At 64.6% G+C, this 16,189-nt stretch carries 12 protein-coding genes; 10 read left to right on the top strand and 2 right to left on the bottom strand.

Going from position 1 to position 16,189, the window contains the following annotated elements:
• The first annotated feature begins 27 nt into the window (after positions 1 to 27).
• Both F7D01_RS10940 and F7D01_RS10935 read left to right on the top strand, forming a co-directional pair.
• On the top strand, positions 28 to 864 hold the full coding sequence (locus F7D01_RS10940; protein ID WP_215227586.1) for a TetR/AcrR family transcriptional regulator: 837 nt from the start codon (positions 28 to 30) through the stop codon (positions 862 to 864).
• Positions 865 to 870: 6 nt separating this feature from the next.
• On the top strand, positions 871 to 1,326 hold the full coding sequence (locus F7D01_RS10935; RefSeq protein WP_215227585.1) for a hypothetical protein: 456 nt from the start codon (positions 871 to 873) through the stop codon (positions 1,324 to 1,326).
• 233 nt (positions 1,327 to 1,559) lie between these two features.
• Here the strand turns inward: F7D01_RS10935 and F7D01_RS10930 are convergent, their stop codons facing one another.
• Positions 1,560 to 3,113 (bottom strand): MFS transporter, encoded by a 1,554-nt coding sequence (locus F7D01_RS10930; RefSeq protein ID WP_215227584.1) that lies wholly within the window; start codon positions 3,111 to 3,113, stop codon positions 1,560 to 1,562.
• Between the two features lie 423 nt (positions 3,114 to 3,536).
• On the opposite strand from F7D01_RS10930, the gene F7D01_RS10925 reads away from it, so the two are divergent.
• From F7D01_RS10925 to F7D01_RS10905, 5 genes are all read left to right on the top strand, one after another.
• Positions 3,537 to 5,861: a TonB-dependent receptor gene (locus F7D01_RS10925; protein ID WP_215227583.1), complete on the top strand. Its 2,325-nt coding sequence runs from the start codon at positions 3,537 to 3,539 to the stop codon at positions 5,859 to 5,861.
• A 117-nt stretch (positions 5,862 to 5,978) separates the two neighbouring features.
• Positions 5,979 to 7,154, top strand: coding sequence for an amidohydrolase family protein (locus F7D01_RS10920; protein ID WP_215227582.1), 1,176 nt, complete (start codon positions 5,979 to 5,981; stop codon positions 7,152 to 7,154).
• A gap of 67 nt (positions 7,155 to 7,221) precedes the next feature.
• Complete coding sequence (locus F7D01_RS10915) at positions 7,222 to 8,793, top strand: AMP-binding protein (protein ID WP_215227581.1); 1,572 nt, start codon at positions 7,222 to 7,224, stop codon at positions 8,791 to 8,793.
• Positions 8,790 to 9,308 carry a flavin reductase family protein gene (locus F7D01_RS10910; protein ID WP_215227580.1) on the top strand — a complete coding sequence of 173 codons (519 nt, stop codon included), beginning with the start codon at positions 8,790 to 8,792 and terminating at the stop codon, positions 9,306 to 9,308. The genes F7D01_RS10915 and F7D01_RS10910 overlap by 4 nt, the downstream gene beginning before the upstream one ends.
• A gap of 4 nt (positions 9,309 to 9,312) precedes the next feature.
• Positions 9,313 to 9,690, top strand: coding sequence for a VOC family protein (locus F7D01_RS10905; protein ID WP_215227579.1), 378 nt, complete (start codon positions 9,313 to 9,315; stop codon positions 9,688 to 9,690).
• Between the two features lie 42 nt (positions 9,691 to 9,732).
• Here the strand turns inward: F7D01_RS10905 and F7D01_RS10900 are convergent, their stop codons facing one another.
• Complete coding sequence (locus tag F7D01_RS10900) at positions 9,733 to 10,524, bottom strand: SGNH/GDSL hydrolase family protein (RefSeq protein ID WP_251567283.1); 792 nt, start codon at positions 10,522 to 10,524, stop codon at positions 9,733 to 9,735.
• Between the two features lie 269 nt (positions 10,525 to 10,793).
• Here F7D01_RS10900 and F7D01_RS10895 point away from each other — a divergent pair, with 269 nt between their 5' ends.
• From F7D01_RS10895 to F7D01_RS10885, 3 genes are all read left to right on the top strand, one after another.
• On the top strand, positions 10,794 to 11,393 hold the full coding sequence (locus F7D01_RS10895; protein WP_215227577.1) for a TetR/AcrR family transcriptional regulator: 600 nt from the start codon (positions 10,794 to 10,796) through the stop codon (positions 11,391 to 11,393).
• Between the two features lie 225 nt (positions 11,394 to 11,618).
• Positions 11,619 to 12,947, top strand: coding sequence for an efflux RND transporter periplasmic adaptor subunit (locus tag F7D01_RS10890; RefSeq protein ID WP_215227576.1), 1,329 nt, complete (start codon positions 11,619 to 11,621; stop codon positions 12,945 to 12,947).
• Between the two features lie 51 nt (positions 12,948 to 12,998).
• Positions 12,999 to 16,187 carry an efflux RND transporter permease subunit gene (locus tag F7D01_RS10885; RefSeq protein ID WP_215227575.1) on the top strand — a complete coding sequence of 1,063 codons (3,189 nt, stop codon included), beginning with the start codon at positions 12,999 to 13,001 and terminating at the stop codon, positions 16,185 to 16,187.
• Positions 16,188 to 16,189 lie beyond the last annotated feature (2 nt).

Raw genomic sequence — 16,189 nt, 5'->3', positions numbered from 1 at the left:
AAATATGAGGCGGGGGCCGGACGGAACATGAGAAAACCCGATTCCGAAATCGACCGGAACGAGCTGTTCGAGGCGGTGTGGTCGGCTCCGCTGAGCGAGATCGCGAGCACCTACCACCTTTCCCCCGGCGGGTTGGCGAAGCTGTGCGATCGGCTGGGAATACCGCGGCCGAAGCGAAATTACTGGCGGATGACGCCCGGCGAGCGGCTCGAAGCCCGCCCCGAGTTCGACGCCATCACACCCGCTCCCCAAGCCGCCCCGCGCAAGAAAAGCGCACGCCGTTCGCGATTGCCGCTGCCGGATCGTCGTGCGCAATTGCTCGACATCGCCGCCCAGATTGTGGCGGAAGAGGGCGTGGACGAGGTCAGCCTCAATCGCGTCGCGCGCGAGGCGGGAATATCGGAAGCGCAGGCGCATAACTGCTTCGCCCGGCGGATCGATCTTCTCGCGGAACTCGCGCGGCGGGAGGTCGATGAATTCGAGCGGTCGCGCAAGGGGATCGTCCTGCGGGGTCGCGACCGCCTCGCCCAGGTCGTGCTGTCGACGGTGAACTACCTCGACGAAGCGGGCCGCCGCGGCGCGCTGTTGCAGGCGATCCTGCTCGAAACGGAAGTGCGCGAAGTGCTTCGCAGCGAACGCGATGCGACCCGCGCGCTCGTGTCCGATGCGATCGTCGAGGCGACGTCCAACACCTATCGGATGAGCAAAGAAGAGGCCTTCGCCAGCAACTGGCTGATCACCGCGATTGCCCTGCGCGCCGGACGCCTCGTATCCAACGGCAGCCTCTCGACGGCGGCGGGGGTCCGCCTGTGCCTGCCGATGGTGATGGGCTGCATGCGCAGCAACGCACAAGCCGCCGACTGACACCTATTGGCGCTGAGGACGCAGTTCCTCCAGCGAGGCGACGGTAAGCCTGCGGCAAAGGGCAAGCGCCATCTCGAGGGAGATTTCCCCGTTACGGACCAGGCGCGCACCTTCTTCCGGGATCGCCAGAAGGATCTGCACCACGCCCAGGGCATCATGCGGGCCGTATTCGAGCTCGCGCTGGATGAGGGTCGCAAGCTGTCGGATGATCCGCTTAGCCATGCGCTTCATCCGGCCATCCAAGTGACGCGCAAGCCACTTCTCGCGGAAGCACAACTCGATCGCGGAACCATGTTCCAGCACATGGCGCAGGTAGATTGTCGCACATTCGGTAGCGGCGTCGATAAGCGCCGCCTCCCGTACTGCACGCTCGATCCCTGCCTTGGAAAGCAAGTCCGCATGGCGATCGAGGACCGCAACGATCAGCGCGTTCAGGTCCGGAAAATAGGAATAGACCAGTGACCGGCTGGTCCCCAGATCGGTCGCGATGTCGCCGGGAGAAATGCGGGCCGAGCGCTTGAGGTTGACTGTCGATCGGCCTCTATCACCATCGACGCGGATCGATCCTCCGCGCGCATCCGGCCGGTGGCCTTTTCCCTCCGCTTCGTCACCGTCATCCGGCGATCATAATGACGCGAATCGATCCTGGGAAGGTCCGGCCCCCTTCCCCATCGCCGGCGCTCATCCCGCTACGCTCAGCGCGTTGCGGGATCGAGGCCGAGATTCTCCTCCTCCCGCGCCCGCTTCTCCGCGGCAAGGGCGCGCAGCCGATCGACATTGGACCGGTGCCGCACCTGGTCGATATCGTAGAACAACAGGATCAGCACGCCCACCAGCCAGAGGGCCAGTACGGTGGGCACGTAATGCGCGATCAACGACAGTTCCGCGGCACGCGAGACCTGCGAAGGTTCGGCCTTCTCCGGGAATCCGGACGCGCTCAAAACCAGGCCCGCTACGAACACGCCCAGCGCGGCCGAGCATTGCTGCATGAAGCTGGAGGCGGAGAAGAACACACCCGAAGCGTGTCGTCCGGTGCGCACGGCGTAGTCGTCCACCACGTCGGCCAGCATCGAGCTCGTATTGATGAGCGAAATCGCGATCATTCCGCCGCCGAAAGTGCCGACCAGCAACAGCGCGGGTACGAGGAGCGAGTCGCCCGGGCGGAGGAACAGATCGAAATAGGTGAGAACCAATGGCGAGAGGGTGATCACGATGCCTCCGAACGCCATGAGCATCGCCGTGCGCTTTTTCCCCAACCGACGCGAGAATTTGGGTGCCAGCGGCGCCGCGAGCGTCGCCGCCGTCACCGCCTCCAGCGCCAGGACGGCAATCTGCTTCGCGCTCAGGTCGAACACATAGGTATTGAAATAGAGCGCGGTCGCCGTGGCCAGCCCGATTGCGGTGAATTTCAGCACGCCGAACCCGAAGATGGCCAAGAACCCGCGATGCCGGAACGCGACGAAGGTTTCGCGAACATGGAACATCCATCCTTCGCCGGGCCTGCCGTTATCCTCCGCTTGCTGCATGCGGGGAACCTGACCGAGCGTACCGAAGCCGCAGACGAAGATGGCGACGGCCATGACCACCGCGCCGGCAATCGCGAATTTGACGTAACCGTCGGGATTCAGCTGGCCCACCGGATGTTCAGGCGTCGCGACGAAGAAGAAGGTGAGGCTTAGCGCGACGAAGATGAAGGTGCCGACATACCCGAACCAGAAACGCAATGAAAACAGTCGGGTGCGTCCACCGTAATCCGTCGTCAGTTCGGGCACCATGGCGGTGGAAGGCACGTCGTAAGCGCTCACCGCCACGCGGGTGATCGACGCGACCGCGAAGATCCACAGGCCCGTCTGCAACGGCGACAGCCCCTCCGGCGGCAACCAGATCAGCAGAAAGAACACGGCGGTCGGGATCGCCGAACCGAGAATGAAGGGGTGGCGCCGTCCGATCCGGCTGCGCGTTACATCCGACCATCGACCGATCAACGGGTCGACCAGCGCATCCACGAACAGGGTGGCGGCGATGGCGGTGGAAACGATGGTCGCGGGAATACCTACGACCTGGTTGTAGTACAGCAGGAGATACGCGAAAGCCGCATTTTTCACCGCTGTCGATACGGAGCCGAAACCATAGGAAAACTGTGCGAGCAGAGGGATGGGCGCATCGCGAGGATCGGTGCCCGCCCCTGCCTTCTGCGTTCGCCGGTCGTCGTCGACGCCGGAACCGGACGCCTCGCGAAATCGCGCCATGGCTTCATCCTCTCTCTTGCGCGCGGAGCTGTTTGCACTCCGTCACATCCCTGACCTCGGTCATTTATGGAGCGGGTGTCAAGTCAATTCACGCGGACCTAATCCTCGCGAAGTGCGTGTCGAGCAAAACGACCGCCGGTGGAGCGCTGCCGCAGATTCGAAGACGATCGGGGCTTTCCAGAAGACGGAGGAGGATCGGCATTTCTTTTTTTGCAGCTACCGGCTGCCGAAACGAGCCATGGCGCGACCACTTCCCAGCACTTTATTACCCGGGGATCTGACGCAAACTCCATAACCAGCCCCACTCTCAACCACCCAAGTCGACGGCAAGGGAGCTGTGCGCTCAAACTTGTTGACAGGCGCTCTATATGAGGCGCAGTCTGCGCACGAGGCACCAAAGGTGTCCGTGATTGGGAGAATGTTATGACGAAGGCTGCCTACGGGCAAACCACGGCGCTTGCGGTTGTTCTGGCTGCTTGCCTGTGCCCTACTACCCCTCTCGCCGCGGCTGAGACTGCGGACGCGGCGCAGGCCCGTACCGCCGGCCCTGACAACGGCACGATCATCGTTACCGCACGCAAGCGGGAAGAGGATGTTCAGGACGTCTCCGAATCGATTACGGTCGTAAGTGGTGATGCTCTCGAAGAATTGCAGATCGTCGAATCGAGCGATCTCACGCGTGTTTCGCCTGCCCTGACCTTCCGCCCGAACCCGAATACGACGTCCTCGGGTTTCGCCGTTCGCGGCGTTGGCACCTCCACCTTCTCCACGACCGTGGAGCAGAGCGTGTCTACCGTGGTCGACGGTGTCGTGCTGGGCCAGCCGCAATCGGCCGCGTCGCTGGTCGACATTCAGCGGGTCGAAGTGCTGGAGGGACCGCAGGGGCTGCTGTTCGGCAAGAACGCCTCCGCCGGCCTCGTCAACATCGTCACGAACTCCCCCCGCCTCGGTCAACTGACGGCCGACCTGTCGGCCACGATCGGAACCGACGGCGAATTTCGCGACAACGGCATGATCAACATCCCGATCGGCAACACGCTGGCTGTGAGGATGGTGGGTTTCAGGAACCGCACCAATGGCTACGTTCGCAATCTCTTCCTGAACGAGGATTACAATGGCGAGAAGAATTACGGCTTCCGTGGAAAGATCCTGTTCGAACCGTCCGATGCGGTGCGGGTTCTCGTCACCGGCGACTACGCGAAGGACACTGCGGTCTGCTGCGTCCTGACCGCGACGAAGCTCGGGCAGAACGCCAACCTCGCCAATTACTTCAACCGGTACGGCATCGTGCCCGGACCGGATAATCTCTCCACCGTGCTGGGTAGCCCGGTCGGCACCTTTCCAGGCGCGCCGCTGCGCCGCTACAAGGGCGTGACCGGGCAGATCGACATCGATCTCGGCGGCCCGTCGCTGACCTCGATCACCGGCCTGCGCAACAACCATTACATTCTCGATTTCGACGGCGACCAGACCCCGCTCGACCGCTTCGACTACAATGGCGGCGATTACCGCTACAAGCAGTTCAGCCAGGAATTGCGGCTCGCCTCCGCTCCCGGCGACACGATCGAATGGGTGGCCGGCCTGTATTATTTCCGCGGCGACAACGACGTGTTCTACCGCGCCGGCGGCCGCCTGCTCGGCCCCGCCCCGCGCCCGCTGGTCGTGGCGGTAATCGAAACCGACTTCACCACCCAGAGCTACGCCGGATTCTCATCGGTCACGTGGAACGCGACCGATGCCCTTCGGCTGCGTGCGGGCGGCCGCTTTACCCGCGACGAGCTGCGCGCCCGCAGGATCGCCTACGACCTGCCGGGCGCCCTCCCCGGCTCCTCCGCCATCATCGGCAGTCCCGTGGGCGACACCACCGAAACGGGCGGCACGAGCAACTTCTCGTGGAAGCTGACCGGCGAATACGACCTCGCGCCCGACGTGATGGTCTATGCGAACGTGGCGCGCGGCTACAAGGGGCCGGGCCTCGCATCGAGCGGCATCATTCAGCCCGATGTCAGCCCGCTGATCCGGCCAGAGAAGGTCATGGCCTACGATATCGGGATCAAGTCGCGCTTCCTCGACGGGCTCGCCACTTTCAACGCGGCGCTGTTCTACGAACGCTTCACGGATTTCCAGACGCAGATCTACGATACCAGCACCAATCCCCCGGGTTTCCGCACCACCAATGCGGGCGGACTGACCAGCAAGGGGGCGCAGGCGCAATTGTCGATCCGGCCGCTCGAGGGGCTGAGCCTGTCGGCCGCCGGTGCCTATGTCGATGCGCGCTATCGCGACCTCGACGGGCTTTCCTGCCCCTACGCCTTCACCGTTCCAACGCCCAGCAATGGCTGCCGCTTCGTCGACGGTCGCCCGATCATCAGTGCGGACGGCAATCGCCTGGCGAACGCGCCCGAGTTCAAGTTCAACCTGCTCGCCAGTTACGAGCGGCAATTGAGCGACGACATCGGCCTGTTGTTCGACACCGACTATTCGTGGCGTAGCGAAGAGCAGTTCTCGGCCAATGGCGATCCCCTGACGATCCAACCGGCTTACGGAGTCTGGAATGCCTCCGCCGGACTGTCTTTCGGCGGCGGGCTGTTCGAGCTGCGGGCCTACGTTCGCAATATCACGAACCAGAAGTTCGCCACCCTGATCACCCCCAACGCCGCGGATACGATGGGCGGCTATTCGCAGTTCACCTCGCGCTATCGCGAACGGCAGGGCGGGCTGATGTTGCGGGTCCGGCTCGGTCAGTAAGCGGCGCCGTGCGCGGGGTTACCGGATAGCACGGGAAGTCCGCGCGGGTTTGTTGACAGCCACACCGATTAACAATTACTCTAATCCCCGATCAGAGAACGAATCAGGAGATGACGCATGGAATACGCATATGGACGTGTGATCAACGACGCTGACAGTCACACTATGGAAACAAGCGAATGGGTCTACGACTACTTCGAGAGCGATGCTTTGCGCGAGAAGTACGGGACGCTGTTCGCGGGCGACAAAACCGGCCGCATGAAGGCAATGATCGACAAGGCGAAAGCGCGGGCTGACGATCCGGAAGCCGACGCGGCCGCCGCCAAGGATCCGATCTCGGGCGACAAGGGCTGGATGGCCTTCGGCGCGTTCGACGCGTCCGAACGCAAGCGGATGCTCGACCAGTACGGCTTCGTCAGCCAACTGGTCTTTACCACCGCCTGCCTGGCGGCGATGGGAAAAGCCGACAACGCAGAGGAGAAATACGCGATCGCGCGCGCTGCGAACAAGGCGCAGCAGGCGTTCTGCGACGGTGACGACCGGCTGGTGAATGTCGCGTACATCCCGCTCGACGATCCCAAGCTGGCGTATGAGGAGGCCAAGCGTGCGATCGAGGCGGGCGCGGGCGCGGTCGGCGTCGCGCCGATGCCGTCGGGCGAGATGTCGCCCGGTCACCCGGATCACGCGCCTTTCTGGCAGCTGCTGGAGGACCGCAAGATCCCCTTCATGGTGCATATCGGCACCGGCACGAAAACGCAGCCGAAGGGCTATCACAACAACGGGCGCGAGCGCGCGCCGGATCTGCACGGTGGCGGCGAGAACCTGCGCTTCGCAGATTTCACCTCGCTCTGCTTCGCGCCGCAGGAATTCCTGACTGCGATGATCTATGACGGCGTGTTCCAGCGTCACCCGCAACTGCGCGGCGGGGTCATCGAATCCGGTGCGGGCTGGGTGCCTGATTTCCTCCGGCGGCTGGATTACGCGTACAAGTCCTTCAAGCGGACCGATCCCTATGTCCAGGAACTGGAGATGCTGCCGTCCGAGTTCATCCGCCGCGCGGTGAAGTTCACGCCTTTCCCGGGCGAAGATGTCGGCGAGATGATCCGCGACGGCGGGGCGGAGCTGTTCATGTTCTCCAGCGACTACCCCCATCCCGAAGGGACGAAGGATCCGGTCGGCAAGTTCGAAAGCACCCTGGAGGGAGCGGACGAGAAGACCAAGGACATGTTCTACCGGACCAACTACGACGAGATGATGCAGTATCAATCCAGCCCCGCGATGGCGGCGGCCTGATTCCACCACGCCGGAGGAGGTCGGTCGCCCAGCGCACCGTCCACCTCCGGCCTTTCATTTTTGCATCATGGACAGCACCATCGCTTCGCCCGAGGCGCTCCTCGCGCTTGCCGCCAAGGGCACACTGTTCAGCTACTGGGCGGATCGGAACGCAGACCGACCCGCGATCCTTTCGCGCCGCGGCAATCGGTCCTTCACCGAACTCGACGCGAACGCGAACCGGTTGCTGCATCACCTGCACTCGGTGGGGCTTCGCGCTGGCGATGGCGTCGCCATGGTGTGCGGAAACATCCCCGAATTCGTCGAAACCTATCTCGCGTGCCAACGGGGCGGGCTGCGGCTGACCCCGGTCAATTGGCACCTAACGAGCGCCGAGGCGGGCTATATCCTATCCGATTGCGAGGCGCGCGCCTGGATCATCCAGGGCGAGTTGGCAGAGAAATTTGTCGAGATACCGTCAGCGGGCGTCCTGACCCGCCTCGCCACGGGTCCGGCTCGCGGCCTGTTCGCTAGCTATGGCGAGGCGCTGGGCGCGCAACCTTCCGACGCGCCGACCGAGCCCCGCCTGGGATCCATGATGCTCTACACCTCGGGCACGACCGGTCGATCCAAGGGCGTGCTGCGCCGCAAGCCCATCGCGCTTGCCCCGCAGCGAGGGGGAACGCTGTGCGATTATCGCGACGGCGACCTCAACCTGCTGTGCGGCCCGGCCTATCACGCCGGGCCGCTCACCTTCGACCTCGCCTTTCCCATAGCGTCGGGCATTCCGATCCTGCTGATGGAGAAATTCAACGCGGCGCAGGTTCTGGCATTGATCGAGCGGCATCGGGTCACGCACACCCACATGGTCGCCACGATGTTCCAGCGGTTGCTCGCCCTGCCACCGGAGGTGCGCGACGGAGCCGATCTATCGAGCCTGCGGCGTGTCTTCCACGGGGCCGCCCCCACCCCGCCCGACATCAAGCGGCGCATGATCGATTGGTTGGGCCCGATCCTTTACGAGTATTACGGCGCGACCGAGGCATCGCCCGGCATCGGCATCGCTTCGGCGGACTGGTTGCGCAAGCCCGGCAGCGTGGGTCGCCTGCCGGATGCGACACGCACCCGTATTCTCGACGAAGCGGGCCAGCCGTGCCCGCCCGGAACGATCGGCCGGGTGGCCTTCCTGCACGACCCCGCGACCGGTCCCCAATACCACAACGCGCCCGACAAAAACGGCGAGGTGTTCGGCGGGGCATACTACACCGTGGGCGACATGGGATATGTAGATGACGAGGGCTATCTGTTCCTGACCGGTCGGTCCGCCGACATCATCATCAGCGGCGGCGTGAACATCTACCCCCAGGAAGTGGACGACGCGCTCATCGCGCATCCTGCGATACGCCAGGCCTGCACCATCGGCGTGCCCGGCGGCGAATGGGGAGAGGAGGTGCGAAGCCTCGTCATGGTGGAAGACGGTATTAAGACAGGCGAACGCCTCGAGCGGGAATTGATCGCCTATCTGCGCGAACGGCTGGCATCGTTCAAATTGCCACGCCGCATCGAATTCGTCGCGGACATTGCGCAGTCGGAAACGGGCAAGGTGTTACGCGGCGCAATGCGCGCGCCATATTGGGCAGAAACGGGCGGAGCGCTATGACCGCCGCCATATCTGCGACGCCGGACGTTCGGACTGCGTTCCTGGAATCCATGGCGCGGCTGGCCAGCGCGGTCCATATCGTGACCGCCCATAGCGGGGGACGCGATTACGGAATGACCGCGACCGCCGCCATGTCGCTGTCCACCGAACCGCTTTCCATTCTGATTTCCATCCATCGGGATGCCTCCGCCCACGACGCGATCGTCTCAGGCGGAAGAATATGCCTCAACACGCTGCGGCCCGATCAAGCGGAACTCGCGCGGATATTTTCCGGAATGATCGAACTTGACGGTCGCTCGCGCTTCGATTTCGGCGAATGGCAGCTGGGCGCAGGGCAGCCTGCGCAATTGCGCGGCGCAGTCTCGTGCCTCGAATGCGCGGTGCTGGAGTCTCACCCGATCGGAACCCACCGGGTATTCGCCTGCGGCGTGACTTCGGTGTCGCTGGGAGAGGAAGCGCGTTCGCTCGTCTACGGCAACCGCCGGTTCGGCGTGATGGAAAATGAGGAAAGGTGAAACGATGGAACAGACCCGCCCCGCCTTCTACAAGATATTCGTGGCCGATCTCGATCGCGCGGCGGCCTTTTACGCCCAGTGCCTCGGCTTCAGCGAACAGCGGCGCGTTGATGCGGGGCCGTTCGAGGAAGTGATCCTGACCCCGGCACAAACCGGGGCCGCACTGGTGCTATGCCGATGGAGCGACGGGCGAGCACTGGAAAACGGCAATGCCCATGGCCCGGTCGGCTTCTATGTCGGGCAACTCGATAGCACGATGGAGCAGATGAAGGGAGCCGGCGCGACAGTGACGTTCGGGCCGGTCGATTTCAGCGGCGCCCGCATGGCGATTCTGACAGACCCGGATGGGCACCAGCTCGAACTGATCGAGAAAGGCGACTGACCTTCCTCGCTGACCGGCTGGGTATGGCGAGCGCGACCCGTCTCAGTCGGTCCAGCCGAGCTTCATGGCGAGCGCTTGCGCGATCGCAGTATGCCCTGCCGCGTTCGGGTGCCAGGGTACGGCCCCGCCCGGCAGGGCGGAGGGGACGTTGCCCTGCGACCACGGCTCCGCATCGCAGGCGGTGTGATCGCGCGACAGCTTGTCGGCCTTTATGACCGTAGCTCCCGTCGCTGCGGCCACCCGGTCGGTGATCGCCGCCAGCCGCGTGGCGGTTTCTTGGGCGAGCGCGGCGTTGGCATCGGACATCTGCGTTTGCGCACACATCTCCTGCGGCAGGAGGGTGAGATACTGGACGAATACCAGGCGCGCCTCCGGTGCGCGCTGGGCGACCTCGTCGGCCAGCTTCGTCAAATTCCGCTCCAGCGTCGCGTATGTTTCCTCTGCAGGTGCAACCGGCTTCGTGCAGGGAAAGCTGCGCCCTGCGAAGCTGACCGAGCTGCCCGGTTCGCATCCCGACATGACGAGGTTTCCCACGTAATCGAGATCGTTACCGCCCACGGTCACGGTCACCAGCCGCGTCGCACCGTCCACGGCGTCGATCTGCGCCGGGAGCTCGCCCCATGGACCAAGGATATTCGCAACGGTCGCACCGCTGCACGTTCGGTCGTCCAGCACCAGGTTCATGCGTTCACTCACCAGCGAAGGGTAGTTCCCTAGCGCTCGGGTGCATCGGGGCGGCGTGCCCGGCCTGTAAGACCCCAGCCCCGGACCGGCGGCGAACGAAGATCCCAGCGCCACATATCGCGATCCCGGCTGCACCGCCGATGCGGGCATGTCCCCCACGGACACGCAGGAAACGGTGGCGAATGCCATGATTGCCAGTGCTAATTTACGCAAAGTTACCCCTCCCCGGGCTTGTGCGACGATCACCCCGCTGCGCCTCGGCATAGAGGGCGAAGCCTTGAGTTGACGCGCAGGGTAGCGCTTGGTCTCGCAGGCCGGAAGGGGCGGAGACGTCGCCCCGCCCGTTTTTGCCGGATTTCGGCCGCGCGCGGAAACAGCTTGCCATTGAAAATCGCCAATTTCGTTCTATACCTAGGGGTATGGAAAAGCTCGCCACCAGAGGGCGTCCGCGGGAATTCTGTCCCGACGAGGCGCTCGCTTCCGCCCTCCAGGTGTTCTGGACGAAGGGATACGAAGGTGCCTCGCTCAGCGATCTGACCGATGCGATGGGTATCACACGCCCCAGCCTCTACGCCGCGTTCGGCAACAAGGAAGCGCTGTTTCGGCAGGCGCTCGACCTCTATCAGCGCGACAAGACGGCCTATATCGGCGAGGCCATGCGCGAGCCGACCGCCCGGGCGGTGGCCGAATACATGCTGCACGGAGCGGTCGATACCGCGACCGGCGGGGAATGTCGGGGCTGCATGGGCGTCATCGCGACGGTCGCCTGCCAGAGCGTGGAGCCCTCCATCCGCGACGACGTCAACCAGCGTGCCGAAGCTGCCAAGGCGCTGATCGTGGAACGCATGCAGCAGGCGATCGATGCAGGCGAATTCGTCGTTCCGACCAAGGCCGAAACCATCACGCGTTACCTCCTCGCGCTCATGCAGGGCATTTCGGTGCAGGCGCAATCGGGAGCGACGCGCGAGGAATTGATGGAAATATCCGAAGCTGCACTGGCTGCGTGGCCCTCGAAATAGCGTCGTTTTTTGCTGCGCTGCGGAAAAAGTATCGGTCGGTATGAAAATACCGCTTGACCTGAACGCCAGATTACATACTTAGCGGTACATATCGCGGTCGGGTCGGCTTAGCCGGCTCGCGTGGTGGGCGCGCTGCGCCTTCCTTCCACACCGTGAACGCGATCATCCGGCGGCACCTTGCTTCCGGAAGCGATGACGCACGCTTGCCTGTTCGGGGATGGTACAATGTTCAATACGCCTTTCGACCGCTACGACGATCTGCCCGCCACCGCGCGGTCCGAGGAAGTCGACAGCTATGATTTCGACGACGCAGCGGTCGCTCCCGCACGCACTGGGAACGCCGCTCCGAAACAGGGCCGCTCCGGGCGCGGATGGCTGATCGCGCTCTTCATCCTGATCGCCGCAGTCGGTTCCTGGTGGCTGATCGGGGGCGCAACGCCCGCTCCCGCCGCGATGCCGGTCCCGGTGGTCACCGCCGCCGCGCCGCTGCAGAAGCAGGTGACCGAGTGGGACGAGTTCGTGGGCCGCTTCAAGGCGACGAAGACCGTCGAGGTCCGCCCGCAGGTTTCGGGCCAGATCGTCCGCGTACACTTCACCGACGGGCAATATGTCCGTGCCGGTGCGCCGCTCTTCACCATCGACGGTCGCACCTACCGCGCCGCGCTGGCCCAGGCCCAGGCCGACGTGGCGCGGGCCTCCAGCGCGCTTTCCCTGTCCCAAGCCAATCTGGCGCGGGCCCAGGCATTGATCTCGGAAGACGCGATCGCCGCAACCGAGATCGACCGGCTCAAGGCGGAGGTGCGCAGCAATCGTGCCGCGCTGCAGGCGGCGCAGGCCGCCACCGCGGCGCGATCAATCGACGTCGGCTACACCACCGTGCGCGCACCGATCTCGGGCCGCATATCCGATCGCCGGATCGATGCCGGCAATCTCGTATCGGGTGGCGGGGGTGACAGCGCCACGCTGCTGACCACGATCAATGCGGTCGATCCGGTCTATTTCGAGTTCACCGGGTCCGAGGCGCTGTATCTGAAGGCGCAGCGCGAAGGCCTGTCGAAGGGGACCGATGTCGAAATCCGGCTGGCGGACGAGCCCGACTATCGCTGGCACGGCAAGCTGGACTTCACCGATAACGGTCTCGATGCGAACTCCGGCACGATCCGCGCGCGCGCCGTGGTCGCGAACCAGGGCGGCGTCCTCGCGCCGGGCCTGTTCGGCCGGATGCGGCTCGCCACCGGCGGAACCCGATCGGCACTGCTGGTGCCCGATACCGCGATCACGACCGATCAGACGCGCAAGCAGGTGCTGGTCGTCGCCAAGGATGGAACGGTTGCGGCACGCACGGTGGAGCTCGGCCCCCAGGTCGGAAGCCTACGCGTGATCGAGAAGGGGCTGAAGCCGACCGACCGCGTGATCATCAAGGGCGTGCAGATGGCGATGCCCGGCCAGAAGGTTCGCGCCCAGCCGGGCCGGATAGAGGCCAGCGCACCGCAGCCTCGAACGCCCGAGGCGCAACCCGTCTCCCGCGCGGCCTCAGCCACGCTCGCCAGCTAAAACCCAAACTTTTCAACGGCTCGTCACCGAACGACGCCCGGAGTCTGCCCGATGCGCATGTCCCGCTTCTTCATCGACCGCCCGATCTTCGCCGCGGTCATCGCCGTGGTCATCACGCTGGTGGGCGCGATCTCGTATTTCTTCCTGCCGGTTAGCCAGTATCCAGACATCGTCCCCCCGACCGTGACCGTCACCGCAGTCTATCCCGGTGCCTCTGCCGAAACGGTGGCCGACACGGTCGCCAATCCGATCGAGCAGGAGATCAACGGCGTCGACGGCATGCTTTATCAGTCGAGCGAGTCGACCGGCGACGGGCGGATGACGATCACCGTCACCTTCAAACCGGGCACCGATCTCGACGAGGCACAGGTGCTGGTCCAGAACCGCGTGGCGATTGCCGAGGCCCGCCTGCCCGAAGAGGTCCAGCGGCTCGGCATCGTCACCCGCAAGACGACGCCCGACTTCCTGATGGTGGTCAACCTCGTCTCGCCCGACGGGTCGCTCGACCGCGAATACATCTCCAACTACGCGCAGACCCGGATCAAGGATCGCCTCGCCAGGCTGGAGGGCGTGGGAGACGTCCAGCTGTTCGGTCAGCGCGAGCTCGCCATGCGCGTCTGGATCGATCCGGGCCGCGCCGCCGCGCTGGGCCTGACCGGCAGCGATGTCGTGCGCGCCTTGCGGGCGCAGAACGTGCAGGTCGCGGCCGGCACGCTCGGCCAGCAGCCCAGCCCGGATGCCGCCTTCCAGCTCAACGTGGAAACGCAGGGGCGCTTCACCGATCCCGCGCAGTTCGGCCAGGTCGTTATCCGCACCGATGCGGAAAGTCGCCAGGTCCGCGTGAACGACGTCGCCCGCGTGGAAATAGGCGCGGCGGACTACGCCACCTCGGCCTATCTGAACGGCGACGATTCGGTGATCCTGCCGGTCTTCCAGAAACCCGGCTCCAACGCGCTCGACGCTGCCGAGGGGATCAAGGCGACGATGGACGAATTGTCCGGGTCGTTCCCGCATGGCCTCGAGTACCGCATCGTTTACAACCCGACGGAATTCATATCGCAATCGATCGACGCGGTGCTGCACACCCTGCTCGAAGCGATCGTCCTGGTGGTCGTGGTCATCATCGTCTTCCTGCAGAAGGCGCGCGCCTCGATCATCCCGGTCCTCGCGATCCCGATCTCCCTGGTCGGCACCTTCGCGGTGCTGGCGATGGTCGGCTATTCGCTCAACAACCTGTCGCTGTTCGGTCTGGTCCTCGCGATCGGGATCGTGGTCGACGACGCGATCGTCGTGGTGGAGAACGTTGAGCGCAATCTCGAAGCGGGGTTCTCCCCGCTCGAAGCCGCGCGCCGTTCGATGGACGAGGTCGGCGAGGCGCTGATCGCGATCGTGCTGGTGCTGTGCGCGGTGTTCGTGCCGACACTGTTCATGAACGGCCTGTCGGGCGAGTTCTACAAGCAGTTCGCCGTGACGATCTCCGCCGCCACGGTCATCTCGCTGATCGTATCGCTGACGCTATCGCCCGCGCTTTCGGCTCTACTGCTCAGGCCGCACGAGCATCTGCCCGCCGACGCGCCGCGCTGGCGCCACGCGATCGAAAACGCCGGGGCGAAGTTCAACGCCGCGTTCGAGCGCTTCGGCGACTGGTATGCCAAATGGACCGCGCGACTGGTGGCGATGCCACGGCGCATGATGCTGGCCTACGCGGTGCTCATCGGGCTGACCGGCCTGACGCTGTCCGCCACTCCGACCGGATTCATTCCCCAGCAAGATCAGGGCTATTTCGTCAGCGTGATCCAGCTGCCGCCCGGTAGCGCGACCACGCGAACCGATGCGGTGATGAAGCAGGTGGCCGAGCGTGTGCTGAAGCTCGACGGGATCAAGGGCACCGTCATGCTGTCCGGGTTCGACGGCACCACGCAGACGCAATCCGCCAGTTCGGCCGCCGCCTATTGGGTGCTTGACGATTTCGAGAGCCGCCAGGCCAAGGGGCTCGACATCGATACGCTGATCGCGGAGGCGCAGAAGGCGACCGCCGACATCAACGAGGCGCGGCTGATGATCGTGAAGCCCCCGGTGATCCAGGGGATCGGTTCGGCAGGCGGCTTCCGGATGATGCTGGAGGACACCTCCGGCAAGGGGTATCGCGCGATGCAGGACGTCGCGAACCAGATGATCGCCAAGGCGAACGGCCAGCCCGGTCTCGCCGGCGTCTATACCTTCTTCGACACCGGCACCCCGCGGGTGAAGACCGACATAGACCGCGACAAGGCGCAAATCCTGGGCGTGGCGCCCTCCGACATCTTCGACACGCTATCGGTCTATCTCGGCAGCGCGTTCGTGAACGACTTCAACCTGCTGGGGCGCACCTATCGTGTCACCGCGCAAGCGGATGCGCCCTATCGCGACGATGTGACCGACATTGCGGGACTCTACGCCCGGTCCAATACCGGGGCGATGGTGCCGCTGGGTTCGGTGGCGACGTTCGAGGACACCACGGGGCCGTACCGCGTCTCGCGCTACAACCTGCAGCCCGCGGTCGCGATCGACGGCGATACGGCACCAGGCAGTTCGACCGGGCAATCGCTGATGACCATGGAGAAGGTCGCGGCACAGACCTTGCCTCAGGGCTACGCCACCGAATGGACCGGGATTGCCTACCAGCAGACAACCACCGGCAACACCGCCATCTATGTCTTCGGGCTGGCCGTTGTGCTCGTATTCCTCGTCCTCGCCGCGCAGTACGAAAGCCTGATCATGCCGCTGGCGATCATTCTGATCGTGCCGATGTGCCTGCTCGCGGCGATGGTCGGCGTGAACCTACGGGGTATGGACAACAACGTCCTCACCCAGATCGGGCTCATCGTGCTGATCGCGCTGTCGGCGAAGAACGCGATCCTGATCGTCGAATTCGCGCGGCAGGGTGAGCGCGACCATGGCCTGTCGCCGGTAGAGGCGGCGATTGAGGCGGCGCGCACCCGCCTGCGGCCGATCCTGATGACGAGCTTCGCCTTCATCCTTGGTTCGGTCCCGCTGGTGATCGCCACCGGCGCAGGCGCGGAGCTGCGCCAGGCGCTTGGCACGGCGGTGTGCTTCGGCATGCTGGGTGTGACCGGTTTCGGCCTCGTCTTCACCCCCACTTTCTACGTCGTTTGCCGTTCTCTCGGCGACCGGATCGCGGCCCTGCGCGGTTCGCGCCGTGGCGACGATGCGCGCCCCACCCCGCAGCCGGCCGAATAGGA

Origin of the sequence: Erythrobacter sp. 3-20A1M, from assembly GCF_018636735.1 — a bacterium.
Taxonomy (GTDB): Bacteria; Pseudomonadota; Alphaproteobacteria; order Sphingomonadales; family Sphingomonadaceae; genus Alteriqipengyuania.
Note: the sequence above shows the minus strand (reverse complement) of the source record. Positions and strands in the feature narration are given on the sequence as shown.